This window comes from Acinetobacter sp. neg1 (assembly GCF_000788125.1).
GTDB lineage: Bacteria > Pseudomonadota > Gammaproteobacteria > Pseudomonadales > Moraxellaceae > Acinetobacter > Acinetobacter vivianii.
In genome coordinates this window covers 1-24,190 of sequence record NZ_JSZD01000017.1, presented here as the reverse complement: position 1 = coordinate 24,190, position 24,190 = coordinate 1, and the positions used below count along the sequence as shown (strand labels likewise).

Annotated in this window: 31 protein-coding genes and 1 rRNA gene; 15 read left to right on the top strand and 17 right to left on the bottom strand. The window is 41.9% G+C overall.

From position 1 onward, the window contains the following. Nucleotides 1-77 precede the first annotated feature (77 nt). A complete protein-coding gene (locus PJ15_RS13360; RefSeq protein ID WP_004774461.1) occupies nucleotides 78-812 on the bottom strand; it encodes a Bax inhibitor-1/YccA family membrane protein in 735 nt (244 codons plus the stop codon). Nucleotides 813-938: 126 nt separating this feature from the next. Further along, nucleotides 939-1,499, bottom strand: coding sequence for an oligoribonuclease (gene orn, locus PJ15_RS13355; RefSeq protein WP_032810933.1), 561 nt, complete (start codon nucleotides 1,497-1,499; stop codon nucleotides 939-941). 124 nt (nucleotides 1,500-1,623) lie between these two features. Between orn and rsgA the strand changes: the two genes are divergently transcribed. The 5 genes from rsgA to PJ15_RS13330 all read left to right on the top strand — a co-directional run bounded on the left by rsgA (nucleotide 1,624) and on the right by PJ15_RS13330 (nucleotide 4,535). Further along, on the top strand, nucleotides 1,624-2,682 hold the full coding sequence (gene rsgA / locus PJ15_RS13350) for a ribosome small subunit-dependent GTPase A (RefSeq protein ID WP_047431596.1): 1,059 nt from the start codon (nucleotides 1,624-1,626) through the stop codon (nucleotides 2,680-2,682). Nucleotides 2,683-2,778: 96 nt separating this feature from the next. Then, on the top strand, nucleotides 2,779-3,195 hold the full coding sequence (locus PJ15_RS13345) for a rhodanese-like domain-containing protein (RefSeq protein ID WP_004655885.1): 417 nt from the start codon (nucleotides 2,779-2,781) through the stop codon (nucleotides 3,193-3,195). A gap of 11 nt (nucleotides 3,196-3,206) precedes the next feature. Beyond that, nucleotides 3,207-3,467 (top strand): glutaredoxin 3, encoded by a 261-nt coding sequence (gene grxC, locus PJ15_RS13340; protein WP_004774456.1) that lies wholly within the window; start codon nucleotides 3,207-3,209, stop codon nucleotides 3,465-3,467. A gap of 28 nt (nucleotides 3,468-3,495) precedes the next feature. Further along, nucleotides 3,496-3,954: a protein-export chaperone SecB gene (gene secB, locus PJ15_RS13335; protein ID WP_004655889.1), complete on the top strand. Its 459-nt coding sequence runs from the start codon at nucleotides 3,496-3,498 to the stop codon at nucleotides 3,952-3,954. Nucleotides 3,955-4,046: 92 nt separating this feature from the next. Next, a complete protein-coding gene (locus PJ15_RS13330; RefSeq protein WP_004774453.1) occupies nucleotides 4,047-4,535 on the top strand; it encodes a hypothetical protein in 489 nt (162 codons plus the stop codon). Nucleotides 4,536-4,547: 12 nt separating this feature from the next. On the opposite strand, the gene PJ15_RS13325 is transcribed toward PJ15_RS13330, so the two are convergent. From PJ15_RS13325 to coaBC, 6 genes are all read right to left on the bottom strand, one after another. Continuing rightward, nucleotides 4,548-5,156: an alpha-ketoglutarate-dependent dioxygenase AlkB family protein gene (locus PJ15_RS13325; RefSeq protein WP_047431594.1), complete on the bottom strand. Its 609-nt coding sequence runs from the start codon at nucleotides 5,154-5,156 to the stop codon at nucleotides 4,548-4,550. Next, on the bottom strand, nucleotides 5,143-5,388 hold the full coding sequence (locus tag PJ15_RS13320; protein ID WP_047431592.1) for an Ada metal-binding domain-containing protein: 246 nt from the start codon (nucleotides 5,386-5,388) through the stop codon (nucleotides 5,143-5,145). Before PJ15_RS13320 ends, PJ15_RS13325 begins: the two co-directional genes overlap by 14 nt. 4 nt (nucleotides 5,389-5,392) lie before the next feature. Further along, nucleotides 5,393-6,130 (bottom strand): 2OG-Fe(II) oxygenase, encoded by a 738-nt coding sequence (locus tag PJ15_RS13315; RefSeq protein ID WP_047431590.1) that lies wholly within the window; start codon nucleotides 6,128-6,130, stop codon nucleotides 5,393-5,395. Continuing rightward, the gene (locus PJ15_RS13310; RefSeq protein ID WP_047431786.1) at nucleotides 6,117-6,962 is read right to left on the bottom strand and encodes a methylated-DNA--[protein]-cysteine S-methyltransferase; all 846 of its coding nucleotides are present in this window, start codon (nucleotides 6,960-6,962) and stop codon (nucleotides 6,117-6,119) included. The genes PJ15_RS13315 and PJ15_RS13310 overlap by 14 nt, the downstream gene beginning before the upstream one ends. A 165-nt stretch (nucleotides 6,963-7,127) precedes the next feature. Beyond that, entirely contained in the window at nucleotides 7,128-7,505 is a 378-nt protein-coding gene (locus PJ15_RS13305) for a cytochrome b562 (RefSeq protein ID WP_047431588.1), read from the bottom strand. A 155-nt stretch (nucleotides 7,506-7,660) separates the two neighbouring features. Further along, nucleotides 7,661-8,917, bottom strand: coding sequence for a bifunctional phosphopantothenoylcysteine decarboxylase/phosphopantothenate--cysteine ligase CoaBC (gene coaBC, locus PJ15_RS13300; RefSeq protein WP_004774447.1), 1,257 nt, complete (start codon nucleotides 8,915-8,917; stop codon nucleotides 7,661-7,663). Between the two features lie 181 nt (nucleotides 8,918-9,098). Between coaBC and radC the strand changes: the two genes are divergently transcribed. Both radC and PJ15_RS13290 read left to right on the top strand, forming a co-directional pair. After that, nucleotides 9,099-9,836, top strand: coding sequence for a RadC family protein (gene radC, locus PJ15_RS13295; protein ID WP_047431583.1), 738 nt, complete (start codon nucleotides 9,099-9,101; stop codon nucleotides 9,834-9,836). Nucleotides 9,837-9,880: 44 nt separating this feature from the next. Continuing rightward, nucleotides 9,881-10,792, top strand: a complete 912-nt coding sequence (locus PJ15_RS13290; protein WP_004774445.1) for a bestrophin family protein — start codon at nucleotides 9,881-9,883, stop codon at nucleotides 10,790-10,792. Nucleotides 10,793-10,835: 43 nt separating this feature from the next. Here PJ15_RS13290 and PJ15_RS13285 read toward each other — a convergent pair whose 3' ends face one another. Further along, the gene (locus PJ15_RS13285) at nucleotides 10,836-11,882 is read right to left on the bottom strand and encodes an aldo/keto reductase (RefSeq protein WP_047431581.1); all 1,047 of its coding nucleotides are present in this window, start codon (nucleotides 11,880-11,882) and stop codon (nucleotides 10,836-10,838) included. A gap of 101 nt (nucleotides 11,883-11,983) precedes the next feature. Here PJ15_RS13285 and PJ15_RS13280 point away from each other — a divergent pair, with 101 nt between their 5' ends. Continuing rightward, nucleotides 11,984-12,895 (top strand): LysR family transcriptional regulator, encoded by a 912-nt coding sequence (locus PJ15_RS13280; RefSeq protein ID WP_047431578.1) that lies wholly within the window; start codon nucleotides 11,984-11,986, stop codon nucleotides 12,893-12,895. A gap of 113 nt (nucleotides 12,896-13,008) precedes the next feature. Here the strand turns inward: PJ15_RS13280 and PJ15_RS13275 are convergent, their stop codons facing one another. Beyond that, entirely contained in the window at nucleotides 13,009-13,860 is an 852-nt protein-coding gene (locus tag PJ15_RS13275) for a PHP domain-containing protein (RefSeq protein ID WP_047431575.1), read from the bottom strand. Nucleotides 13,861-13,905: 45 nt separating this feature from the next. Between PJ15_RS13275 and PJ15_RS13270 the strand changes: the two genes are divergently transcribed. The 4 genes from PJ15_RS13270 to mnmC are packed head-to-tail and all read left to right on the top strand — an operon-like array spanning nucleotide 13,906 to nucleotide 17,240. Continuing rightward, on the top strand, nucleotides 13,906-14,517 hold the full coding sequence (locus PJ15_RS13270; protein ID WP_004774436.1) for a septation protein IspZ: 612 nt from the start codon (nucleotides 13,906-13,908) through the stop codon (nucleotides 14,515-14,517). Nucleotides 14,518-14,541: 24 nt separating this feature from the next. Further along, nucleotides 14,542-14,844: a YciI family protein gene (locus PJ15_RS13265; RefSeq protein ID WP_004774435.1), complete on the top strand. Its 303-nt coding sequence runs from the start codon at nucleotides 14,542-14,544 to the stop codon at nucleotides 14,842-14,844. A 3-nt stretch (nucleotides 14,845-14,847) separates the two neighbouring features. Beyond that, a complete protein-coding gene (locus tag PJ15_RS13260) occupies nucleotides 14,848-15,309 on the top strand; it encodes a hypothetical protein (RefSeq protein WP_047431572.1) in 462 nt (153 codons plus the stop codon). A 17-nt stretch (nucleotides 15,310-15,326) separates the two neighbouring features. After that, entirely contained in the window at nucleotides 15,327-17,240 is a 1,914-nt protein-coding gene (mnmC, locus tag PJ15_RS13255) for an FAD-dependent 5-carboxymethylaminomethyl-2-thiouridine(34) oxidoreductase MnmC (protein WP_047431569.1), read from the top strand. A gap of 77 nt (nucleotides 17,241-17,317) precedes the next feature. Here mnmC and PJ15_RS13250 read toward each other — a convergent pair whose 3' ends face one another. Then, on the bottom strand, nucleotides 17,318-17,632 hold the full coding sequence (locus tag PJ15_RS13250; protein WP_004774429.1) for a rhodanese-like domain-containing protein: 315 nt from the start codon (nucleotides 17,630-17,632) through the stop codon (nucleotides 17,318-17,320). Between the two features lie 90 nt (nucleotides 17,633-17,722). Here PJ15_RS13250 and PJ15_RS13245 point away from each other — a divergent pair, with 90 nt between their 5' ends. Together PJ15_RS13245 and PJ15_RS13240 are read left to right on the top strand one after the other, a co-directional pair. After that, nucleotides 17,723-18,211, top strand: a complete 489-nt coding sequence (locus tag PJ15_RS13245) for a YajQ family cyclic di-GMP-binding protein (RefSeq protein ID WP_004774427.1) — start codon at nucleotides 17,723-17,725, stop codon at nucleotides 18,209-18,211. Between the two features lie 14 nt (nucleotides 18,212-18,225). Continuing rightward, the gene (locus PJ15_RS13240; RefSeq protein WP_047431567.1) at nucleotides 18,226-18,720 is read left to right on the top strand and encodes a DUF4442 domain-containing protein; all 495 of its coding nucleotides are present in this window, start codon (nucleotides 18,226-18,228) and stop codon (nucleotides 18,718-18,720) included. 56 nt (nucleotides 18,721-18,776) lie between these two features. On the opposite strand, the gene PJ15_RS13235 is transcribed toward PJ15_RS13240, so the two are convergent. The 4 genes from PJ15_RS13235 to PJ15_RS13220 all read right to left on the bottom strand — a co-directional run bounded on the left by PJ15_RS13235 (nucleotide 18,777) and on the right by PJ15_RS13220 (nucleotide 21,091). Further along, nucleotides 18,777-19,256 (bottom strand): GAF domain-containing protein, encoded by a 480-nt coding sequence (locus PJ15_RS13235; protein ID WP_047431564.1) that lies wholly within the window; start codon nucleotides 19,254-19,256, stop codon nucleotides 18,777-18,779. Nucleotides 19,257-19,332: 76 nt separating this feature from the next. Next, a complete protein-coding gene (locus PJ15_RS13230; protein WP_004774422.1) occupies nucleotides 19,333-19,755 on the bottom strand; it encodes an acyl-CoA thioesterase in 423 nt (140 codons plus the stop codon). 1 nt (nucleotide 19,756) lies between these two features. After that, nucleotides 19,757-20,194, bottom strand: a complete 438-nt coding sequence (trxC, locus tag PJ15_RS13225; protein WP_047431561.1) for a thioredoxin TrxC — start codon at nucleotides 20,192-20,194, stop codon at nucleotides 19,757-19,759. Further along, nucleotides 20,195-21,091, bottom strand: coding sequence for an alpha/beta hydrolase (locus tag PJ15_RS13220; protein WP_004774419.1), 897 nt, complete (start codon nucleotides 21,089-21,091; stop codon nucleotides 20,195-20,197). 122 nt (nucleotides 21,092-21,213) lie between these two features. Here PJ15_RS13220 and PJ15_RS13215 point away from each other — a divergent pair, with 122 nt between their 5' ends. After that, nucleotides 21,214-21,549: a TIGR01244 family sulfur transferase gene (locus tag PJ15_RS13215; RefSeq protein WP_047431558.1), complete on the top strand. Its 336-nt coding sequence runs from the start codon at nucleotides 21,214-21,216 to the stop codon at nucleotides 21,547-21,549. Nucleotides 21,550-21,781: 232 nt separating this feature from the next. On the opposite strand, the gene PJ15_RS13210 is transcribed toward PJ15_RS13215, so the two are convergent. Next, nucleotides 21,782-23,770, bottom strand: a complete 1,989-nt coding sequence (locus PJ15_RS13210) for a hypothetical protein (RefSeq protein WP_047431555.1) — start codon at nucleotides 23,768-23,770, stop codon at nucleotides 21,782-21,784. 328 nt (nucleotides 23,771-24,098) lie between these two features. Next, nucleotides 24,099-24,190: ribosomal RNA gene (gene rrf, locus PJ15_RS18230) — 5S ribosomal RNA — on the bottom strand; the annotation flags it as partial.

Here is a 24,190-nt window from a genome sequence, read left to right as displayed (position 1 = left end):
ATCCACCTTTTTTACAATCTTGCATAAAAAAATCGCCTTCACTAGAAGACGATTTGTATTTTTAGTTAAATCAGAACTTAATCATCGCCACGAAGCAGACTCAATAAACGCAGGAATGAGTAATACATCCACACCAAAGTTGCCAATAAGGCAATGGCACAGATCCATTCAAATGCTTTTGGGGCACGTTGAGCAGCGGCATTTTCGATTAGATCAAAGTCCAGAATCAGGTTTAATGAAGCAATCACAGCCACAAAAGCAGCAAAGCCAATACCTAACCAGTTACTTTCAAAGATATAAGGAATGCTTGAACCAAAAGCTAAACGCAAGATAATCTGCACCACAAACACCAGTGCAATGGCGATGGAAGCAGAAATGACAATTGCCTTAAATTTTTCAGTGGCACGAATGATCTGAAATTTATATAAAGCAAATAGCACTAAAGTGGTCACGAATGTTGCCAATAATGCCTGTAATGGAACACCTGGATATTTCAACTGGAAAATAAACGAGACGCCACCTAAAAAAGCCCCTTCAAATAAAGCATAAGGAATAGCTAAAGCTGGTGCGGTATTCGATTTAAATGTGGTAATGAGTGCAAGAATAAGACCACCGACTGCACCAATAATCGTTGCAGCATAAGCAATCGACAGATTCGCTGTCATCGCACAGTAGAAAAATAAGCCCATCCCTAAAACAGCAGCAATCACCGTTAAAAGTACAGATTTTTGAATCGCACCCTGAATGGTCATTGGCTCAGCCAAATCTTGATAGGTTTCTACCCGCGTTAAAATGGGGTTAGTACTTTGCATGTACGCTCTCTTTTTTATAGTTTGCAATTAAAATCCGAGTTTAAGCGATTTTTTGATCAATCCCAACTATTTTTAGCGCATTAAAAAAGGAGCCAAAGCTCCTTTTATGTATCATTCAATAATCGATTACTTATCGTTATTCATGATAAAAAAGTATTCACGATAATATTTTAATTCTGCGATCGAATCACGGATGTCATCCATTGCCAAATGCGATGCATTTTTCTTTAAACCGCTCATAATTTCAGGTCTCCAGCGTTTAGCCAGCTCTTTTACAGAAGACACATCCAGATTGCGATAATGGAAGAATTGTTCCAGTTCAGGCATCAAACGATGCAAGAAACGGCGGTCTTGGCAAATTGAGTTACCGCACATCGGAGAAGATTTTGGATTGACCCATTTTTTCAAAAATTCGAGAGTTTGCTGTTCTGCATCTTGTGCAGTCAGTTTACTACGGCGAACACGCTCGATCAGACCAGACTGACCATGTTGCTTGGTATTCCACTCATCCATTGCATTTAGAATCAAATCAGATTGATGTACCGCTAAAACAGGCCCTTCAGCCAAGATATTTAAATGATCATCTGTAATAATTGTTGCAATTTCAATGATCTTGTCATTATCGGTATCAAGTCCGGTCATTTCCAGATCGATCCAAATTAATCGTGTATCAGGGGTGCTGCTCATGGATGGCAATTCTAAAGTGCTTAAAAACATTAATAGTAGCAAATTAATTACATCTTGGCTGTAATTCTATAGCGGCTTCATGCTATTTTTGCGGTCTTCAAAGTGTGGATTTTTTGGGATATGAATGGCTTTAATTCGTAAGCGTCGTTTAACCGAACAACAGCAGCGTCGTATTGAGAAACAGCATAAATCGCGTCAAGACGACATTGACACGTCACAAGATTTAGATGGACTGGTTGTTCAGCATTATGGTCGTCAACTCGAAGTACAAGCCTTGTCTGTGCCTGAACAGCATCCTGAAAAACCACAAGTGGCCGATGGTGAACCAGAACCATTCTGGAAACCGATTGAATTGGACAGTATCTGGCGTTGCCATACCCGTACCAACCTCGAATTACTGGTCACAGGCGATCGGGTGAAATGGCAAGCCGATCCAATTACTGGCTTAGGCATTATCACCGCGATTTATCCAAGACAATCGCTCCTGACCCGCCCCGACCGCTATCACAAGGTTAAACCTGTCGCAGCCAATATTAGTCTCATTGTCATCGTGTTTGCGCCATTACCAGAACCCGCACCGACATTGATCGACCGCTATCTGGTGGCCTGTGCCGATGCCAATATTCCAGCGCTGTTAGTGTTGAATAAATCCGACTTGCTGACTGAAAATGATCCGATTCTGACCCTGCTCAGTGAATATGAAGCATTAGGCTATGAAACCCTGATTTGCCATTCACGTGGTGATCTCTCTGAACTGTCAGCACGTTTGGACAATGAAACCGTTGCTTTCGTTGGACAGTCTGGTGTGGGTAAAAGCTCGCTGATTAATACCATCGTTCCAGATGCGGCACAGAAAACCAATGTAATTTCAGAAAACTCGGCACTTGGTCAACACACTACTACATCGACCAGATTGATCAAATTTGGAACAAACGGTGCGCTTATTGATTCTCCAGGAATCCGTGAATTCGGTCTATGGCATCTCAGTCTGGAAAAGGTACGTAGCGGTTTTCCCGAGATTGAAACACATCTAGGGCTTTGCCAGTTCCGTAATTGCACTCATACCCATGAGAAAAATTGCGCACTGAAACAAGCGGTTGAGGCTGGTGAAATTTTGCCAAGACGCTTGGACAGTTATCTGCGTTTAATGGATGAAATTCAGGAAGCCCAGCAAAAAAGTTAATTTTGTTGGACTTTGCCCCTTGAACTAACATTTTTGATCACCATAGAGATAAGTTATACTCAGGATCAATTTTGTATTTTAATTTTTAGGTGACTTGTGGAACGCTGGTTAGAGTTTATGGGGAATCACCCCTTCTTATTTGGTACGCTCGGCGTGTTAATCGTGTTGTTCTTTATTTTAGAAGGACAACGCAATGGTCGTAAAATTTCACCACAATCACTTGGTATCTTGGTCAAGGCAAAAAATGCCATCTTGATCGACTTACGTGATGGAAAAGATTTCCGTGATGGTCACATTAGCGGTAGCCGTAACATTCCATATAGCCAGATCACCAGTCATGTTGATGAATTAAAAGCAAGTGATCGTCCATTGGTCTTCATTTGTAACTTAGGGCAAGTTGCAGGCTCAGCACTACAAAAAGTAGGTCATGCTGACAGCTACCGTTTAGACGGTGGTATTAGCAACTGGAAAGCGCAAGGCTTACCTTTAGTTAAAAGCAAAACCAAAGCTTAAGGAGAGATAACATGACAACGCCAAACGTCACCATCTATTCAACCCTTTCTTGCCCGTACTGTGTGCGTGCAAAACAATTACTTGAGCGTAAAGGTGTTGCTTTTAAAGAAATTAATCTTTCCAATGAAGCGCCAGAAGTTCGTATTGAATTGATGCAACGTACCAATCACCGTACAGTGCCACAAATTTTTATTAAAGATCAGTTTATCGGTGGTTTTGATCAACTTTATGCTTTAGAGCGTGAAGGTAAACTCGACCAATTATTAGCTTAACAACACATCCGAGATTTAAGGAAAAACAATGAGCGAAGAACAAGTTCAACCACAACTCGCGTTAGAACGTATTTATACCAAAGACATCTCTTTTGAAGTTCCTGGTGCACAAGTATTTACTAAACAATGGCAACCAGAACTCAACATCAATTTATCTTCTGCTGCAGAAAAAATTGATCCAACACACTATGAAGTGTCTTTGAAAGTTGTGGTTCAAGCGAACAACGAAAATGAAACTGCGTTCATCGTTGATGTCACTCAATCAGGTATCTTCTTGGTTGATGGTGTAGAAGAAGATCGTCTTCCATACATCTTAGGTGCATACTGCCCAAATATCCTGTTCCCGTTCTTGCGTGAAGCAGTAAATGATCTAGTAACAAAGGGTAGCTTCCCTCAATTGTTACTTACACCGATTAACTTCGATGCTGAATTCGAAGCAAACATGCAACGCCTTCAAGCGGATGCTGATGCACAAGGTCAAGCATAAGACTTTTGTGAATGAATCAAAAAAACCACAGCACTTGCTGTGGTTTTTTTATAATAATAAGAAGCATGTTATGAGTAAAACGAGAATAAGACATGACCACAGCGCTCTATCCACTTTGCCAACAGGTCTTTCCTGAGCTGACACAAGTTCCATATCCCCTTCATCCACACGAGTTTCATCAATTTATCAATTGGGCCAATACCCTGCACTCAAACATCCAGTATGTAGAATTAAAAGAATATTATGACAATGGCTCTGACCAGTGTTATCAACTGCAACAAACCCAAATCGATATTGAGCAGCTGAATAATCGTATTGAAAGTGAAGTCGAACAGCTTTTCGCTGAATATGCTGATGCAACACAGGATGAGCAGAACGGGATTGATTTTGCCGAGCATATCTACGCGATTTTATTTGACCATCTTTATGCGGTTGCACAACAGCATGATTTAGCGTTAATACTGATCTCGAATGAAAATCCGTACTGGATGCTGGTGCCAGATCAGGCCGAACAGATTAAACAACTCATTGAAGCATTTAATAGCACATTTTCTGATGTGGAGCTTTATCACTATGTCTAAGCGAGGATCGAGTTATTCCACAATAGTTCTAAAAGTCAGATTAATCCGTGCTGTATTGACTTTCTTGGTGGGCGGCAAGCGGTGTAACCAGTAAGTTTGCGTGGTATCTTTCATGACCAACAAACTGCCATGCTCTAAATACAGTTCTACTTTTTCTTTGCTTTGTTTATGTTTAAATGCAAATTTCCGTTCTGCGCCAAAGCTTAAAGAAGCAATTGCACCATCCTTTTTCAGATCCGTTTCAGCATCACTATGCCATGCCATCCCTTCATCACCACTATGATAAAGATTAAGCAAGCAGGAATTAAAGGTTTCTCCTGTCAGCCGCTCGGTTAATTGTTTTAATTCCAGCAACTCCTTTGTCCACGGCAAGGCATATTTATTCATATTGGAATAAGTATATTCAAAGCGCCGATCCCCATACCACGCCACTTTACGTTTAGTGGTTAACAGCTTGCCAAAAATCAATGCCTGATCATTTTCCCAGGCAATCGTCTGCATCAACTGCTCAAAATAATGATCTGCGGCAGCGCCATGCACGATTTTGCCGTAGTACTGCACCGTGCCGTCATAAGGCAAATGATTCTGTTCTGGATCAGCTTCAATATCAAATAGTTGCATCTTTCCACTTCTTATAGGCTGGCTTCATACAATGTCCACAAGGCCGATAACCTTGTGTAATTGCCTCCTGCTCATTGACAAAAAATACCCGATTACTTTTTAGCATGCGCTTACCAGAGCCACAGGTCAATCTGCCGTAGATTTTAAGCTGAGCATTGCCTGCAAACAGAATTTCATGCTGTTTCAGCTTCTGGTGTAATTCGCCAGATTCTAATTCACGATGTCGCCACATCAGCCTAACTCACAGCATCATGGAAAATAATACCGAGGCTATAACGTTCACCTTGCAAGATCGGACTGATGCCATGCTTGATATTGACCCGATAATAGCCCTGACTGCCTTTTTCTGGCTTAAATTGTGTGGTGAAAATCAGTATATCGCCTTGCTGTGGCTGTATAACGACCGCCTTGGACTGTGCCCGTGGATTTTGTTGGCTTAAGACAAATTCACCCCCACTAAAATCCCTGTTCGGCTGGCTCAGTACAATCACCAATTGCAGTGGAAAATAAACTTCTCCATATAAATCCTGATGCAAGGTATTAAATCCACCCGGCCCATATTTCAGGATCAATGGCGTTGCCTGCATTTGACCATGCTGTTGGCATTGCTGTAAAAATTCGGGATGTGCAGATGGAAATGTTCGCTCTATCTTCAGAACCCGAAACCATGCATTGGCAATCGGTGCCAAACGTGAATAGATCTCATGGCGTATCTGCTCAATCAAATTCGGCAATGGATAATTAAAGTATTTATATTCACCCAGACCAAAGCGATAACGCTGCATTTCAACAGTTTTACGATAAAGTTCAGCGTGTGGATACAATTGCTGTAATTGTTCACATTGTTGTGGCGAAAGCACCTGCCTGATCAGGGCAAAACCCTGCTGATGCATCTGCTCTGTGATTCCGTCCCAATCGGCTGACTGGATCTGATCAATTGCCGTCTGGATCTGCTCTTGTTCAGATTGCGGCATGGCTTTGCACACCTTCCCAACCAATGATCGCTGTTTTCCGCACGCTGCCCCATTCATAACCACCAAACAGGCCACTCGACTGAATCACCCGATGACAAGGAATCAAAAATGCCACAGGATTACTACCAATCGCGGTGCCTACCGCACGCGCAGCTTTAGGATGTTCAATGGTTCTGGCAAGTTCACCATAAGTGGCAAGTTGTCCCATCGGAATTTTCAGCAAACTTTGCCACACCTTGAGCTGAAATTCGGTGCCTTTCAAATGCAGTTTAATCTCAGCCAGTTGCTGCGGGTCTTTCTGAAATAAAGCCAAGGCACTCTGTTGAAAATTATCTACTTGTTCAATAAACATCGCTTGAGGAAATTGTGCATTTAACTGGGCAAAAGCCTCCGCCCGATTATCGACAAAACTTAGTGCACAGATCCCTTTGTGTGTAGATGCAATCAGCACTTCACCAAATAAGGTATCTGCAAATTGATAATGAATCGTCAGACTCTGCCCACCATTTTTATATTCAGCTGGGGTCATGCCTTCAATCTGAATAAATAAATCATGCAAACGGCTGGTGCTAGACAATCCTGTTGCAAAGGTAGCGTCAAAAATACTGCCCTGCTCTTGCTTCAAAATCTGTTTGGCATATTCGACACTAATATACTGTAAAAATTTTTTAGGACTGGTGCCCACCCAATCAGTAAATAAACGCTGAAAATGGGCAGGACTTAAATGTATATGCGCTGCCACTTCATCCAGCTGGGGTTGCTGCTGAAAATTCTGCTGGATATAAGTAATTGCTTGTGCAATGCGTTCATAATTACGTTGCTGTGAGAACATATCCATCACCTCTCATCCTTCATGACTTCACTGTAGCAACTTTAAATTTTTATGAAAATCTGAATCATGCTCAGTTTAGGTTTTGGGATGCTTTTCTGAGATCCCAATAAAAAAGCTGCACTCTCTGGAGTACAGCTTCAGCTTTGCAATCCGATCGTCCATCTCTTAATGGGTATAATATTTATGCCCCTGATCACGCAACTCAGCGATCTTTTTGCCTTGCTTTTTCGCTTCATCCAGTTTACCAGCCTGTACCAGTAATTTGGCTTTATCAATTTCCCCAACAATCTGATCAAATAGCGCTGGTGAAGCAGGTACTTTATCCTGTGTATTGGCAGCCAGATGATATTGTTTTGAGTGTACCGCAGCAGTACGCATATTATTTAACGCTGCAGTGGCAGCCTGCGAGTTATCAGCTTGGTTAAACGCTTTGTAATTCTTGCCTAGCGTTTTCATATCATCTTCTAAACCTGCTGCACTCGCATTATGACTCAATGCGAAAGCAGACAACATGACAACGGTGGCTAAAGTTTTTTTAATCATCAGGATATCCTATCAAAACTGTGGCTATGCTTTATTTCCAACGGCAAGACACCTTGTATCCTGAAGCCAGCATACAAAGAAAATTGCTGATTTAGCATACATAAAAAATGCAACGAAATCGTTGCATTTTGATAAAAAAAGATCGCGTTTATCGTTTATAAACGACGGCGTAAAGCATCCGCAATTGACTCAACCAGTTGCTGTGAAATCTCTTGTTTCGACGCTTTTTCCAGTTCACGTTTTTTCATGTGATAAGACTGGGCAAAGAACACGGTCATGGCATTTTGATCTGAAGCGAAACCGATATCTGGACGTGATACATCATTACACGCAATCATATCCAGTTTCTTCGCCACCAGTTTTCCTGCGGCATATTCTTCAACGTTTTGGGTTTCAGCGGCAAAGCCGACCATAAATGGACGCTCTTCCTGCTGCGCAATCGTTGCCACAATATCTGGGTTTTTTACTAATGCGACCGCAAGTTCATCACCTGCTTTTTTAATCTTATGCTCAGCCACTTGTGCCACGCGATAATCTGCCACTGCTGCCGTTGCAATAAAGATGTCACAGCCTTCTTTCAGCTGATTCATGCTGACATCCAGCATTTGCATGGCAGAACTGACATTAATACGTTGCACACCATTCGGTGTATCCAGACTGACAGGCCCAGCCACCAGCGTAACTTTCGCACCTGCGGCATAACATGCTGCTGCCAAAGCGAAGCCCATTTTGCCCGTACTGTGGTTAGAAATATAACGGACTGGATCAATCGCTTCACGCGTTGGGCCAGCGGTAATGGTCACTCGCTTGCCTGCCAATAAACCAAACTTTTCAGCAAGCGCGCGTTGTGCCTTATGGAAATAGGCCGCAACTTGACGAGCCAAGTCTTCTGGTTCAGGCATCCGCCCTAGACCAACATCGCCACAAGCCTGCTCACCAGCATCGGGCATAATCACATGAACGCCATCTTCTACCAACGTTTGCAAATTACGTTGCGTCGCTTTCGCTGCCCACATTTGCTGATTCATCGCAGGTGCAACCCAGACAGGGGCTTTGGTTGCCAAATATAACGTACTGAGCAAATCATCTGCCAAACCATTGGCAAATTTTGCAATCGTGTCGCAGCTGGCTGGAGCAACTAAAACCAGATCGGCCCAACGCGCCAATTCGATATGCCCCATCCCAGCTTCCGCTTCAGGATCAAGTAATTCGGTATGTACAGGATTTCCAGACAATGCCTGAAAAGTTAAAGGGGTAATAAATGCTTGTGCGCCATGTGTCATGACCACGCGGACATCAAAACCAAAGTCTTTTAAACGGCGTACCAAGATGGCACTTTTATAGGCAGCAATACCGCCTGTAACCGCTAATATAATGTTTTTATGGGGAATAACACTTAGATCGAAGCTCACAAACAGGATACCTTACTGTTGCAGTGGCGCTCACAATAGCATTAAATAAGTTCATACCCAAGTGGGACGATAAAGATTTCAATGGATCAAACGACAGAAAATATCATTGGGATCCTAAACAGTTAAGAGAAAATGTGACGATTTATTTTTGCTTATAAAAATAATAAAGGCAATAAAATCAATGGGGAATAAACAGTTGAATCAATCCATCAAAACATGGCCCGAGCAAGAACGCCCTCGGGAACGCTTATTATCACAAGGCCCCCAAAGCCTATCTGATGCGGAACTGCTAGCAATTTTTCTCCGTTCTGGTTCAAAACGGCATTCTGCTGTCGAACTTGCCCGCATTCTGATTCAACATTTTGGCGGCCTTAATTTGATCTTTGATGCCAATCTTGAGGACCTATCACAATTTAATGGCATTGCTTCGACCAAATATGCCCAGCTCATGGCAGTAAAAGAACTGGGACGGCGCTACCTCAACAATCATTTTCATCAGCAACGACTATGTCTGGACACGTCTACTCTCGTACTCGACTATTTACGTTATGAGCTGCTGGGCGAAAAACAGGAAGTCTTTGCGGTGCTGTGTCTAGATGCAGAACTACGGAAATTGCACTTTAAAAAACTATTTTTCGGCTCGCATCATTCCTGTAGTGTTTCCCTCAACCAGACCTTACGTTATGCATTACAACAGCAAGCCTGCCAGATCGTAGTTGCGCATAATCATCCCTATGGCATTGCCCAACCGTCAACAGAAGATATTTATCTGACCCAGCAACTGAAACAGGCCTGTAAACTACTGGAAATACAGCTGATCGATCACTTTATTATTTCACCTGAAGGACATTTTTCATTTTCTGAACAACAACTACTCAACCCTACTAAAATCAAGCAATCTGGTCTTGACAAAGCTTGAATCTGGCATGAACATCAACACATAAAATTAATGATTCATATAACATGATTGTCCGTGACCAGCCGAGTATTTTTAAAGTTTTATTCTCATGGCGAGGGACGATTTTACCCAAAATTTTACCTTCTCTCGGCTTCGTAATGCTCATCTCCGCCATTATTGGTGGTGTTGAATATGTGGGCCTTTATCGCTTCCCTGAAATTCCACTGGTTGGCTTCACCCTGATTGGTGTCGTGCTGTCTATTTTTCTTGGATTCAAGAATACCGCCTGTTATGACCGCTGGTGGGAAGCCCGTAAACTCTGGGGCGTTTTGATCGCCACGGCTCGACATTTTGACCGTGACTGTCGTGTTCTCACACAAGCGCGTCGAGAACGTATCGTTCAGAATGTGATTATTTTTGCCAATGTCCTGCGTGACCGCTTACGTCATCAAACAGCGAATCCAACCGAACTCACTGAAACCAGTGGCTTAAGTCAGCAAGCTTTGACCCAGCTTTACCAACAGCACAATGCCCCACAATACACTCTAAGCCTGATTCAATGGGAACTGTTGCAAGCCATGAAAGAAGGTGAAATCTCGGATATTATTTATACCCAGATGAACCGTCACGTGGCGGCTTTAAGTGAAATGCAAACGGGTTGTGACCGCATTGCCAACACACCCATTCCATTTGCCTATTCGGTTTTGCTGAATCGTACCGTGTACTTCTTTTGCTTTATGTTGCCTTTCAGCTTAGGTTCTTTATTGGGCCTGGCTACCCCGTTACTGGTTGGGATTCTGGCCTATACCTTTCTCGGTTTAGATGCACTCAGTACTGAAATTGAAGAACCGTTTGGCACACAAAGTAACGATCTACCACTGGATGCCATGGTGCGTTCAATTGAAATCGAATTACTGGGAACTTTAGGCCGCCCAACACCGCCACCGATTCAGGCACAAGATCACAACCTGCTGTAATTGCCATTTCCCTCAGCAAACGTTGGGGGAAATGATTCATCCATCAAATAAACTGTGATGTCACCAGTGCTTTAAAACGTTCTGTAAATTGTCCATTCCAATAGGGATAATAAGGATACGGCGGATAAACTGCACTGGCCTGATTCAACTGCCTGATCTGTTCAGCCGACAGTTGAATATCTTTTGCTTTTAAATTTTCTTGTAGTTGCGTTTGATTACGGGCACCAATCAAGACACTTGCAACCGTCGGACGTTGTAACAACCAGTTCAGCGCAATTTGAGGAATGGAATAACCTGTTTCCTGTGCAATCTGTTTTAATGCATCAATGACTCGATAAAGATGTTCCTCATTCACTGGAGGCGCAAACTGGGCTGTATCGTGCAAACGGCTCTCGGCTGGAATCGGATTTTCCCGATCAAACTTACCTGTTAAGCGTCCCCAACCCAAAGGACTCCACACCACCGCGCCCATCTGTTGATCATCATTTAAAGGCATCAACTCCCACTCATAATCGCGCCCAATTAAAGAATAGTAAACCTGATTGACCACAAATTTTTCATAACCATATTGCTCCGCAATGGCCTGTGCTTTCATCAATTGCCAGCCCGCAAAATTGGATACGCCGATATAACGGACTTTACCGCTTCGCACCAGTTCATCCAATGTTTTCATCAATTGATGCAAAGAGGTAAAGCTATCAAACTGGTGCAATTGCAACACATCAATATAATCGGTTCCTAATCGTGTCAGGGATTGCTCCACGGCAGAGAGTAAATAGTCGCGACTAAATCCCGCAGCGTTCAGATGATCCGAGCTACGAATACCAACTTTGGTGGAAATAACCGCTTGCTGTCTTTTCGCAGCTAAAGCCTTGCCTAGCATCCGTTCAGACTCTCCATCCGAATAAACATCTGCGGTGTCAAAGTAATTAATCCCCGCATCCAGACCCGCCTGAATCATTTGGTTGGCTTCCGTTTGGCTCGCTTGTCCCCAAGCAGAAAAAATTTGTCCCTGTCCGCCTAAAGTGCCAGCACCAAATCCCAATTCCGAGACTTTTAAACCCGAGTTTCCTAGAAAATGATATTTCATGATTTTCTCTCCAATACATAATTGCTTAGAGACAAAATAGCGCTATGGGTTTATTTAAAAAACCACGATAATCAGGAAATACTTTTCTGGTTTTATGGATAATGAATACAGAAGATTTTCAATTTTTTATTCGGGTGGCTGATTTAGGCTCAATCAGCAAAGCCGCACAGGATGCCAATATTTCGGTTTCAGTCGCCAGCCAAAAGTTGCAACGTCTGGAACAACAGCTACAACTGCGTTTATTTCATCGCACTACCCGTAAGCTGACCTTAACCGAAGAAGGCCGCACGCTACTGACGCGTGGACGCGGCTGGATGGCTGATTTTGTCAATTTACACGAGTCGTTAAAAGTCAAAGATCAGAGGCTTTCAGGGACATTGCGCATAACCGCATCCGCCATCTTTGGTACCAAGGTTTTAATGCCCCTAATTGCCGAGTTCTCCAAATTACATCCTGAGCTAAATATCCATCTCGATCTCAATGATCAAAACATCGACTTAATTCAACAAGGTATGGATCTTGCGATTCGTATTGGACAATTAAAAAGCTCTAGTCTGATTGCCAGAAAATTAGCTTCCAATCCACGGTTATTGTGCGCCTCACCGGCCTACTTGCAACAATATGGGATTCCAGAACGCTTATCTGATCTCAAATCTCATCGCTGTATTTTGCAACAGCATGCCAATGGTCTAACCAACCAGTGGTATTTTCTAAATAAAGCAGGTGAAACTGAACAGATCCGCGTAGAAGGTTACTTTAGTACCAATTCGGGTGAAGCCGTTCGACAAGCCGCTTTACAAGGTTTAGGCATTTCCAATCATTCGTTCTGGCATGTTGCAGAAGATTTAGACACAGGCAAACTGGTACAGATCTTGCCAGATTATCCAGTCGAGGCCACTGCAATTTATGCGGTCTTTCCACATCGAGAATTACTACCGCCTAAGGTGCAATGCTTTTTAGATTATTTATCAGATTACTTCCTGCATCATGATCACTGGCGGTCTGAAAATTGAGTTTTTTCAAAGCCCCGCAAAACCATGAAACATCCATTGAATGCCCCATAACAGCAAAAGCATCAGAAAAAAGAAAATAATCAGGCAAAGTTCTAATTTTTTCATAGATCCGTTTATCTAAAACGTTCCCAAATTCCGCTCTGACCTTCATTGACCCGTGGCGTTTGCCCCAGTTTAATCCATGGCATATTGTCACCATGAAAATCGCTGCCAATCGAAACTGCCAGATCAAATTGCTGAATCATCCGATCGACCATTTGTCGGGTTGAAGCAGGTTCTATACTGGGCGGTAACTCAACGGCGTCCCCCCCAGATTCAGCGAACAGTTCGATCAGGTAACGAATATTGGTTGCTGATAAATCATAACGGGTAGGATGAGCCAGAACAGCCAAACCGCCACTGGCATGAATAATCTCGATGGTTTCTTTCAGCCCCACGCCTTCAAATTTGACAAAGGCTTTCTTACCCTCTTTCAGAAAACGATCAAATGCCTGCTGCGGACGACTGACAATCTCTTTTTCAACTAAAGTCTTTGCAATATGGGTTCGGGTGACCCGATCTGCATAACCATCAACTTTGGCAACGACATCAGGGTAAATATCAAAATTGATACATTTTTCCAGTAACTGACAAATCACTTTTGCCCGTTCCGCACGGATTTTCTTCTGATTTTCCAGCATCGCCTTGATGGGTACTTCATCTTGCATATTTAAAGCCACGATATGCACGCCATAGCTTTTTTTGGTATTCGGTCTCGACCACTGGCTAGAAACTTCTACACCAGAAATAATTTGAATATCATGGTCTTGTGCATAATTCTGTGCCCGTTCCAGTCCATCCATGGTGTCATGATCAGTCAGCGCCAGCATCTGTATTTTTAAGTCAACAGCAGCCTGTACCAGTTGCTCAGGAGAGAAGGTACCGTCGGAAATGAGAGTATGTGTATGTAAATCGACACCGAACATGGTTTGTATTATGCTATCTGACCTATTTCATCATCGTACTGTAACATGAAAGCGTTGCTCGACTATCTTCCGATTATTATCTTCTTTTATTTTTATAAAACCACCGATCCTAAAGATAGTCACCATCCTTTGTTGCAGTTGGTGGGCAGCGCAGGAAATACCGACCAGAACCATATCCTTGTTGCGACCTGTGCCCTGCTGATCTCGACACTTGTCGTCTATGGTTGCCTGTTCTTTTTCCAGAAATTTAAACTGGAAAAAATGCAGTGGTTTATCGTAGTCATGTCGGTTATTTTTGGTGGAATTACGCTAATTTTTAGCGATGTCACCTATATCAAAATGAAGGCCATTATTATCAATATCGGGATTGGTCTCGGCTTTTTGGTGACACCTTTATTTAATAAAGAACGCATGCCGATTATCCAGAAATTGTTAGGTTCACTGTTAGAACTCAGTCCAAGAGGCTGGATCAAATTGAACTGGGCTTGGTGTGGTCAATTCTTTTTGCTTGCTGCTTTGCATTTCTTCTTTGGTTTTGTCTATATGCAAGGAAAATATTGGGGCGAATTCACCGCTTTTGGCGATATTATCGTTTCTATCAGTTACCTTGCTGCTATACTATTTTTCTTACGAAAACATTTCAAAACCACTGAATAGATTTTAAATCATCGAGCTACTGCCATGCCATATTTTGTGCTGACCTGTACTGATCGCGAAGGTACTCTGGAAAAACGTTTAGCCACCCGTCCGCAACATATTGAACGACTACAAAAGTTAGATGATGAAGGCCGTTTAATTGCTGCTGGTGCGCATCCTAAAGATCCCAATGATCCACAGGCAGGCTTTTTTGGCAGTACCATGATTGTTGAATTTGATAGTCGCGAAGCACTGGATGCATGGATTCAGGAAGAGCCATTTTTAAAAGAAGGGATCTACTCAGATATTGAAGTTAGACCTTTCAACAAAGCTTTTCCAAAAGGGTAAATCATGCATATTGCAGTCAAAAGCTTTTTCGTTTTAAGTTTACTCAGTTCTACTGCATGGGCGGTAGAACCTGCAACACCAACTGCTGCCCCAACAGCAGTTGCTCCAGCGACACAAGCAAAAACCACCACAACGACGCCAGCCAATACCATCGCCACTGCTACTAAACCGCTTACAGCAGAACAGATTGTTAAAGCCAAACAACAGCAAGATGCAAAAGTTAAAGCCATGATTCAGGATCAGGCGAGCCGTTTAAAGCAACTTGAACATGCCAATCTTGAAGCGCTTGCGCAGAATCAGGAATTACAGTTAAAAAATGATAATTTAACGGTTCAGGTTCAGGTGTTACAAAGCGAACGTAGTGCACAAATGTTTTTATACGGCGCAATGACAATTGCTGTCGGTGTTATTCTCGGTTTCTTTATTGCAAGTTATGTTTACACTAAACGTCGTCGTCAGTGGTAAAACATACACCTTTATTTATGTCTCTCTCATCAAAACTACAAACAGCTGATTTAGACTGGGAACTCGTCGATGGTATTGAAGTTCCCATTTCTAAACAATTCGGCGATGTCTATTTTTCCAAAGATAACGGTTTACTCGAAACACGCCATGTGTTTTTAAATGGCAATGATTTAACTGAACGTCTTTCCCAATTACATGATTATCAGTATTTCTGTGTGGGTGAAACAGGTTTTGGCACAGGGTTAAATATTTTGACCTTATGGCAACTCTGGCAACAGGTTCGTCCAGATAACCATAGCCATCTGCATGCCATCAGTGTAGAAAAATTTCCGCTCAGCAAAGCCGATCTGATTCGTGCACTGAATGTCTGGCCTGAACTTCAGCCACTTGCAGAACAGCTCATTCAGCAATATCCCTTGCCAATCGCTGGCTGTCATCGTCTCAGTTTTCCAGAGCAACGCTTTAGCATTGATTTATGGCTTGGTGATGCTCAGGATATTTTCCCCGTTATTCCCAAAACACAAGCGGTCAATGCATGGTTTCTTGATGGCTTCGCTCCGTCTTGTAACCCGGATATGTGGCAAGAGAATGTGCTGAATCACATTGTACGTTTGTCGGAGTTTGGAACCACCTTCGCATCCTTTAGCGTGGCTGGAGTACTGAAACGCGGGCTTAAACAACATGGCATCCAGATTAGCCGTCCGCGTGGTTTTGGTCATAAACGAGAAATGCTCAAAGCGATCTGGCAGGACACTGTAGCACCTGAAACAGGCTCAATGGCTTCAGAACAGAACGATGCAACCTCGCAACCTGAAACGAAAACAACGATAGAGCATACTGGACCACGCCAAATTGCGATTATTGGCGCTGGAATCGCGGGTTTAAGCTCAGCGTGGGCATTTGCTCAGCGTGGGCATCAAGTCACCGTATACGAGCAAAATGAGCCCCTTTCAGGCGCATCTGGTAATCCGCTGGCACTGCTCAATCCCAAACTATGCCCGATTGATCAGGCATCCGAACATCTGATGACCTTGAGTTGGCAACATGCGCTAAACTTTTATACACGCTTTAATGCATTCAGGCCGATTCAGGTCCAACAATTGGCATTGAAAAATGCGGATGAATTACTGGCTTTAGCAGCACAGTATCCTGAAGGTGTCTTATCAGCACAATCAGAACAGCAACAATCCCCGAAGACAGACTTGCCGAGTTTGACGCTACATCATGCAGGTGCAGTTTCTCCACACCAATTACGCGATGAAATTTTACAACATCCGAATATCACGATAAAAACAGCCAGAATTTCCCGCTTAAATTCGCTCGAAACACAAACTGAACTTTGGCAAGATCAACAACGAATTGCCACGGCAGATCATGTTATCGTCTGTTGCGCGAAACAAAGTGCTGAACTCTTTGAAAACTATCCTGTCTTAAAGCCAATTCGGGGACAAGTCAGCTGGGTTGAGAATAGCCAGCAGCCTTTGGCACTGGATCAAGCTTATGGTTATGGGGGCTATTGCATGCAACTGGATGCTTCACAGTTAGTTCTCGGCGCATCTTTTTATCCCAATCGGGATGATGCAGATGTACTAACTGAAGACCATGTGCATAACTACGAACTTATCCACAGTGTCTTTCCTGAATATGCACAACAGTTGCCTGCTGTAAAGAATTGGCAAGGTCGAGCCTCTGTCCGTGCGCAGAGTCTGGACTACTTTCCTTTGGTCGGCAAAGTCCACAACCATGAGCAAAACTATAGCTTTGCAGGTTTAGGGTCGAAAGGTTTCTTGTTTGCGCCACTGTGTAGTGAAATCTTGGCAGCATTGATCTTAGGTGAGCTTTGTCCAGTGCCACAGCAGTTACTGGATAAATTGAATCCGCAGCGCTTCCAGAAGAAAGTGAAAGCTAAAAAACCGTATTATTCAGGTTAAGTGTTTGGACTTTTGAATCTTTATTATTTTTGAATTAGCCAAAATACCCGAGTATTTTGGCTAATTCTTTGAGTGTTTTAAGCGCCTTGTTCCAAAGCTAAGCCTGCATCACGCGCTGCGCGTGTGCCACCCATCAATACAACATACTCACGAGAACTATCAATACCGTCTAAAAGCTCTGCTGCACGCGGTGCTTTACTACCGCCACCACACAGAATGTAAATCGGTTGATCCGCTGCCACTTGAGTCAAACTATCCGCAGTTAATTCAGCAATTGGACGATTCACCGCCCCTTTGACATGAGCCTCTGTATACGCTTTGGTATCTCGGACATCCCAGATGACTGCGCCTTCTGGGAACTCAAATGTTGTAATTTCTTGTTTACGGATCATTGTGCACTCCTTTGATGTAAACAACACTTGGCAAATGAAGAAAACCCCCTTAGCATCTCAAATATTCTTTCCCTTTGTAAAGGTCTAACTATGCCTTCTTTTGATATTGTTTCTGAATTAGAGTTATTTGAAGTCAATCATGCGGTACAAAACACGCAAAAAGAAATTGCTACACGTTTTGACTTCCGTGGGCAAGATGTTTCAATTGAGCTAAATGAAAAAAATAAAGAAATCAAAATCTCAACTGAAAGTGATTTCCAATGTGAACAAGTCTATACCATGCTGGAAAACCATTTCTATAAACGCAAAGTCGACGTTCAAGCACTTGATCCACAAAAAGCAACTGCTTCAGGTAAAAATGTCGTGCAAGTGATCAAGCTCAAAGATGGACTTGACTCAGATACCGCAAAAAAAATTAATAAAGCCATTAAAGAAAGTGGCATCAAGGCGCAATCTTCTATCCAAGGAGACAAAATCCGTGTCACGGACAAAAAGCGCGATACTTTGCAACAAGTGATGAACTTTTTACGTGAACAACAATTTGGTCTGCCGCTCCAATTTAATAACTTCAAAGATTAATTAATAGGTTCACCATGGCAAAAGATAACCGTCTTTATAAGCTGGTTAAAACCACCTCTAAATTTCCGAAAGGCATTCGTAGCACGCTCTGGAGCAAAGCTTTTGGTCGTGTTGTTCCCATGGTTGGAACTGCGAATATCCGTTATTTAGAAGTGGATAAAGACCACGTGACTGTTCGTATTGAAAACCAGCGCAATATGCAAAACCATATTAAAGGAGTTCATGCCGCTGCGATGGCATTACTTGCGGAAACTGCGACTGGTTTTTTAACAGGTTTACATGTTCCAGATGATCGTATCTTGTTGATCAAATCACTCCATGTAGATTATTTAAAAGTTGCCCAAGGTGGTTTAACTGCGACAGCAAGCTTATCAACTGATCAGCAGAAGTTTATTGCTGAGAATGAAAAAGGCGAGTTATTGATTCCTGTGAATGTTACTGATGATTCAGGCAATGAACCGATCCAGTGCCAAATGCTGTGGGCCTGGTTGCCGAAACGCAAAAAATAGTTCTGAATCAAACAATAAAGCCCAAAATGATTTGGGCTTTATTTTTAGGTTTTGAATTAAATAAATTTTTCGATCACGCTCATCAACTGCTTGAGATATTCAGCGTCAATCTCATCAAACTGATTTAATTCATCACTATCAATATCTAGCACGCCAACACATTCACCATTTTTCATGATGGGTAACACAATTTCCGATTTAGAGTCAGAGCTACAGGCAATATGCCCTGGAAACTGATCCACATCAGGCACCACGATCACTTGTTGTTGTTGCCATGCTGAACCACACACACCACGACCTTTGGCAATACGGGTACAGGCAATTGGACCCTGAAATGGGCCTAATACCAGCTCATTCCCTTTCACCAGATAAAAGCCAATCCAGAACCAGCCGAATTGCTGTTTAAGTGCGGCACAGATATTGGCCAGATTGGCGATCACATCCGACTCATCCTCAACAATGGCCTGAATCTGTGGAAGGATACTTTGATATTGCTCAACTTTATGGCCATGTTGTAAAACCAGTTCTTCAGCCATCTGTATATTCTCGATTAAAAAAGTAGTGTTAAAACATCAATCTGTTCTGATAAATGTAGACCTTAAAAAGGCTTACTTAAGCTGACTGTGAGGCTAAAAAGGACTGTTTAATTTCATCTGTAATTAAACGTTTATTTCCATTTACATCCACCGCTACGAAAGTAAAGACCCCTTCTGTGATACGCACAGGTTCACGTGAATCGTCGTGGCTATTCCACACTTCAATTTGAACCTGTACCGAGCTGCTACCTACTTTCAGAATTTTGGTATAACAACTAATCACATTCCCTACCTTCACAGGAACAAGGAAAGTCATTTGATTAATAGCTATCGTAGCGCAACGGCCTTTACTAAAACGTTCAACATGAATCGCTCCAGCTAAATCCATCTGAGAAACAATCCAACCTCCAAAAACATCACCGCTCCAGTTAGTATCGGCTGGCATGGCAATGTTTTGTAGAGATAAAATCCCCTCTGGATGCTTTGGGCGTTCGCTCATGTTAATTTCCTTGATGTTGCTGTAATTGCTGGTCTAACCACTGCTGTAATTCAGGCGTACGTAATGCACCGCTGATTCTCGCCACTTCTGTGGTTTTATTCATAAGAACCAAGGTTGGGATACTACGGACATTAAATGCTGCACTTAAACGAGGATTTGCTTCAGTATCAATTTTTGCAAAAACCACATAAGGATTTTGCTTTGCGACCTGAGCAAAATGTGGTGCCATCATTTTACATGGACCGCACCATTCCGCCCATAGGTCAATCAGCACAGGTAAATCACTATTGCTAATGAAATTGCTAAAGTTTTGTTCATTTAACTCAATAGGTTCTAATGGCAATAAGGCTTTATGACATTGACCACAGTTAGGATGAACTGCCAGTTTTTCTTCAGGTACACGGTTTTTTGCACCACATGATGCACAGACAATAATCATTTACATCACTCCGATATGTTGATGTAAAAATTCTAATTGGGTTGTGACTGCTTTTTCAAACCAAGAATCGTGATAAATATCGAAATGCTTCATTTCCCATTCATGATAGCTCACAAATGGCGCAATATTGGTGGCCGCTTCGCGACTGGATGCAATCGGAATCAAGCTGTCATATTTCGCAGCAATAAATAAAACGGGAATATTAATCTTACGTACAAACTGGATCGGCCGGTAACGCATTAAATTAAAAAATACTCGGGCAGGAACTTCGCCACTCCAGTAATAATCAGGATTTACAATCGAATGATAACCGTAATAACTATCTGAAGTAGGTAAGAAACAAAGCTTATATTGATCGACTACTGGTAAGGTTTTAGGTGCCATTCCCATCTTGGAACCCATATAGTCCTGACTTGAACGTTTTAATGCTTCAGGATAGCGTTGTAGTGGATACAACTTTGCTGTCTCTGCTCCATCTACATATGGTACTTGCACCATCACTGCCTGAATATTTTTAAGATCGGTGGCCAAACTAAGGGCATAACCACCACTGAGTGAAGTGCCCCATAAAATAATTCGGCGGCTATCAATCGACTTACAGTTTGAGGCATATTGAACAATGCTTTTCCAGTCATCCAATTGTGCACTTAAAGACACCAGCTCTCGTGGTTTTCCTGTACTTCCGCCCCAATAACGATAGTCGAATAAAATCACGGCATAGCCTGCATGGGCAAACCGCTGCGCATACTGAACCAATTTAAACTGACGCAATCCAGCAAAACCATGTGCCATGACAATCACAGCAGGCTTGATATTGGTTTTGGGAAGATAGAAATCGGCAGCGATCGTTTCATCACCACTAGGAACATACAACGGTTCAACTGTATAAGTATGCATGCGCGCTCCATTGCGTATCTTATTCGTTATCATCGTTTATTTAATATAGACATTTAAACTCAAGATAGAGCTTAATGCTATGATAGAGCATAAAATGTTTTGTTTGTTTTTGGAGTGACAAGATGTCAGAAAATATAGGTTTTGCAGGTCAAATCGGCCCAGAGCATGTAAGCCAAGTTGTCGAAAAAGGTTTCAAATCGATTATTAATAATCGTCCAGATATGGAAGGTGGACCTGATCAACCGACAAGTGCACAAATCGAAGAATCTGCACGCAGCGCAGGTTTAGATTACGTTTATCAGCCTGTCGTGGCGGGTCAGATTACTGAACTTGATGTCCGTACTTTTGCAAATCATTATAACGAATTGCCAAAACCTATTTTAATGTTCTGCCGTACAGGTAACCGTTCGAATAATTTATATCAGTTAGCAAAACAAATGGACTTGCTGGACGATTAAATTCATTACATTTAATTACCTGATCAAAATAGTTAAATGCTGTTATTTATAAGAAGATGGTTCTTTTTCATCAGATGAAGAACCATGCCAAAACTAGCTATTATCCTATTATGTGTTTTCGCCATCTCGGCTTGTAGCTCAATGCAAGTTAGTCCGACTGCCTCAGTCAGTGTAGGGACAGGGCTATAAAAAACAGCACCGAAGTGCTGTTTTTTATAGGAAACATTTTCGTTTATTTATAAGTAGCAAAAACTGTTGAAACTTTACCATCAGGAGCCGCTACTGAGATTTTAAAGGTATCTCCTTTAGCACATTCTTTCAAACGATAGCCATAAAAAGCTTGTGTACTATTTTTAAAACTTGTCGGTGTTAAAAGATTAAATACATTGGCTACAGGTGAGCTACCTTGTACTAATTCAGCGGTACAAGATAAATTATTATCTTTGGTATTATCTTCTGGTGTAACACTTATCGTAGAACCTGTAGGCATAGGAACACCTTGCATACTATTTCCATATAAACTGAAAGATAATAGATCACCACTTGCATTAATATTGGTAAATGTTGCTGTATTTTCTGAAAATGCAAATATTAATTGCTGACGTAGAATGGCATCTAAATTATCGTCACAAGTATCAGCAATATTCGGCTGACTGATGGTTGAAGATGCACATACAGTCTTGTTGCCTACAATTTTTCGATTGTAAAGAAACTCTCCAATACCATAGTCATTATCGTATTGATTATTTTCATTATCATCGCGGAAGAAGCTACCAATATTGCTAAGAAGCTTATCTACACCTTTCGTGTAAAGATTATCACCATCTAAATCAGTAAAGCTCTTATCCCCTTCAACATACGCCAGAACAGTAACACGATTATCTAAAGGTCGTGGGTCTTGAACAGATAAAGTAACTGCACAACGACCAGCGTTAGTCGAACAGTTAGGCGTCACTACACCGCCTTCGCTAATAAAACTCACAACGGTTCCATTAGGTACAGGATTACCCGTACGGTCTCTTAACATGACATTAATCGTTGCGCTATCACCATCAACCCTATTTTGTAAGGCATTTTTACTTACAGATAAACTGAAGCCATCTTGAGTTGCGCGTCCAGTGGATACAGAAACATTTTTAGACAACGCTGAAACAGCACTGTTAGAAACTAAGGTTGCTTTGATTTCAACAGGCCCCGGTTTGTCTCCTGGATATAAAGTTACGATAACCTTACCATTTGGGTCACTTTTCACAGTTTTAGGATTTTGATTACCTAAGGAGATAAAACTTAAATCTTCTGGAGCACGAACCAATTCAATATTTACATCTTTATTTGCAGCAGGCGTACCATTCGCATATAAAGTAAATTCAATTTGGCCTGATGCAGCAGTACCGCTACTTCTGATACCCAAAGTCACTGGACTTGATGTTGTATATTTTAAAGAATTGGCTTCAATGGCAGCGATATTCACAGTAACTTTGGATTCAGGAATATTTGAACCAGATGCAAGAATCGTTTGCTCACCTTCACACAACTTCCCATCAGCCCCAATTGCTTTATAAGATGTTGTTACATCCCCTTGATTCGAAGACACAACACTTGCTGGTTCAAAGGTACCGCAAGTAGCATTGAAGCTGACAGTAACGTTGTTTTGGTTTACCTTGGTACTTGAATCTTGTGTCTTTAAAGTAATATTGGTTGATGCACCGGACTCTAATTGAGTTGTGGCAGCAGTCATCCCAACTAAAACAATATTTGCAGCTTGGAGTACAAAACTATAAGGACTGGTTGTTGCAGATGTACCATTATAATTCGCCGTCGCAGAAATTTGATACGCACCTGTGGCATTTAAATCTTGGGGTTTTACAGAGATACTAGCTTCACCTTCTGCATTCGTCAGGACAGCACCATTGGTCGTACCCAAAGTCACGCCTTCCCCACCAAACGTAACGATCGCGCCACTAATTCCCTTTCCTGAGGAATCAGTCACTTTGACTTTAGCGGTGACACCTGCTGCAGTAATTGAATTTGTAGCCGTATTATTGGCATCATATAACGTAATATTTGTAATATTTACTGCTGTAACTGGTGTTTGGCCATTTCCACCTGAAGAGTTATTATCATTTGAACCATAATAACCACCTCCGCCTCCACCACAACTTGCTAACAAAACAGAGACAGCAATCGCCGACAACTTTAAAGTAAGTTGTTTTTTATTCATGATCATTCCTTTTTATCCCCGATCAAATCCCCAAATGGAATTAGACTTTTCATTATAAAAATATGCCTAATGTAACCATAATACGGTTTTTATGTAAATATAGTTTATCTTCAAGTAAAGATTATTAAAGTGAAACGAATCAAACTATTCTTAGAAATCGAGATTTTTGTTGAAACTTTTAACAAATAAAATAACGAGAAAAATTTAATCGTTAGATGAAAAGTAATTTTAAATTTATAGAGAATGATATCTAGAAAATTTCCACAACATAATAAATATATAATAAAAAACACCCCTAACCGTAAGGTTAGGGGTGTTTAGATTTAAAAGCTGGCGATGACTTACTCTCACATGGCAAGTGCCACACTACCATCAGCGCTAAGAGGTTTCACTTCTGAGTTCGGGAAGGGATCAGGTGGT

Excerpts from the sequence above, each read along its gene's own strand:
- PJ15_RS13360 (WP_004774461.1), bottom strand. The coding sequence starts at position 812 with ATGCAAAGTACTAACCCCATTTTAACGCGGGTAGAAACCTATCAAGAT.
- PJ15_RS13215 (WP_047431558.1), top strand. The coding sequence starts at position 21,214 with ATGTCAGAAAATATAGGTTTTGCAGGTCAAATCGGCCCAGAGCATGTA.
- PJ15_RS13320 (WP_047431592.1), bottom strand. The coding sequence starts at position 5,388 with ATGTGGCGACATCGTGAATTAGAATCTGGCGAATTACACCAGAAGCTG.
- PJ15_RS13315 (WP_047431590.1), bottom strand. The coding sequence starts at position 6,130 with ATGCCGCAATCTGAACAAGAGCAGATCCAGACGGCAATTGATCAGATC.
- PJ15_RS13250 (WP_004774429.1), bottom strand. The coding sequence starts at position 17,632 with ATGATCCGTAAACAAGAAATTACAACATTTGAGTTCCCAGAAGGCGCA.
- radC (WP_047431583.1), top strand. The coding sequence starts at position 9,099 with ATGGGGAATAAACAGTTGAATCAATCCATCAAAACATGGCCCGAGCAA.
- rsgA (WP_047431596.1), top strand. The coding sequence starts at position 1,624 with ATGGCTTTAATTCGTAAGCGTCGTTTAACCGAACAACAGCAGCGTCGT.
- mnmC (WP_047431569.1), top strand. The coding sequence starts at position 15,327 with ATGTCTCTCTCATCAAAACTACAAACAGCTGATTTAGACTGGGAACTC.
- PJ15_RS13235 (WP_047431564.1), bottom strand. The coding sequence starts at position 19,256 with ATGGCTGAAGAACTGGTTTTACAACATGGCCATAAAGTTGAGCAATAT.
- PJ15_RS13270 (WP_004774436.1), top strand. The coding sequence starts at position 13,906 with ATGAAAGCGTTGCTCGACTATCTTCCGATTATTATCTTCTTTTATTTT.
- PJ15_RS13245 (WP_004774427.1), top strand. The coding sequence starts at position 17,723 with ATGCCTTCTTTTGATATTGTTTCTGAATTAGAGTTATTTGAAGTCAAT.
- PJ15_RS13280 (WP_047431578.1), top strand. The coding sequence starts at position 11,984 with ATGAATACAGAAGATTTTCAATTTTTTATTCGGGTGGCTGATTTAGGC.
- PJ15_RS13210 (WP_047431555.1), bottom strand. The coding sequence starts at position 23,770 with ATGAATAAAAAACAACTTACTTTAAAGTTGTCGGCGATTGCTGTCTCT.
- PJ15_RS13260 (WP_047431572.1), top strand. The coding sequence starts at position 14,848 with ATGCATATTGCAGTCAAAAGCTTTTTCGTTTTAAGTTTACTCAGTTCT.
- secB (WP_004655889.1), top strand. The coding sequence starts at position 3,496 with ATGAGCGAAGAACAAGTTCAACCACAACTCGCGTTAGAACGTATTTAT.
- PJ15_RS13285 (WP_047431581.1), bottom strand. The coding sequence starts at position 11,882 with ATGAAATATCATTTTCTAGGAAACTCGGGTTTAAAAGTCTCGGAATTG.
- PJ15_RS13305 (WP_047431588.1), bottom strand. The coding sequence starts at position 7,505 with ATGATTAAAAAAACTTTAGCCACCGTTGTCATGTTGTCTGCTTTCGCA.
- PJ15_RS13240 (WP_047431567.1), top strand. The coding sequence starts at position 18,226 with ATGGCAAAAGATAACCGTCTTTATAAGCTGGTTAAAACCACCTCTAAA.
- PJ15_RS13275 (WP_047431575.1), bottom strand. The coding sequence starts at position 13,860 with ATGTTCGGTGTCGATTTACATACACATACTCTCATTTCCGACGGTACC.
- PJ15_RS13265 (WP_004774435.1), top strand. The coding sequence starts at position 14,542 with ATGCCATATTTTGTGCTGACCTGTACTGATCGCGAAGGTACTCTGGAA.
- orn (WP_032810933.1), bottom strand. The coding sequence starts at position 1,499 with ATGAGCAGCACCCCTGATACACGATTAATTTGGATCGATCTGGAAATG.
- PJ15_RS13220 (WP_004774419.1), bottom strand. The coding sequence starts at position 21,091 with ATGCATACTTATACAGTTGAACCGTTGTATGTTCCTAGTGGTGATGAA.
- grxC (WP_004774456.1), top strand. The coding sequence starts at position 3,207 with ATGACAACGCCAAACGTCACCATCTATTCAACCCTTTCTTGCCCGTAC.
- PJ15_RS13290 (WP_004774445.1), top strand. The coding sequence starts at position 9,881 with ATGATTGTCCGTGACCAGCCGAGTATTTTTAAAGTTTTATTCTCATGG.
- trxC (WP_047431561.1), bottom strand. The coding sequence starts at position 20,194 with ATGATTATTGTCTGTGCATCATGTGGTGCAAAAAACCGTGTACCTGAA.
- PJ15_RS13325 (WP_047431594.1), bottom strand. The coding sequence starts at position 5,156 with ATGCAACTATTTGATATTGAAGCTGATCCAGAACAGAATCATTTGCCT.
- PJ15_RS13330 (WP_004774453.1), top strand. The coding sequence starts at position 4,047 with ATGACCACAGCGCTCTATCCACTTTGCCAACAGGTCTTTCCTGAGCTG.
- PJ15_RS13230 (WP_004774422.1), bottom strand. The coding sequence starts at position 19,755 with ATGAGCGAACGCCCAAAGCATCCAGAGGGGATTTTATCTCTACAAAAC.
- PJ15_RS13310 (WP_047431786.1), bottom strand. The coding sequence starts at position 6,962 with ATGTTCTCACAGCAACGTAATTATGAACGCATTGCACAAGCAATTACT.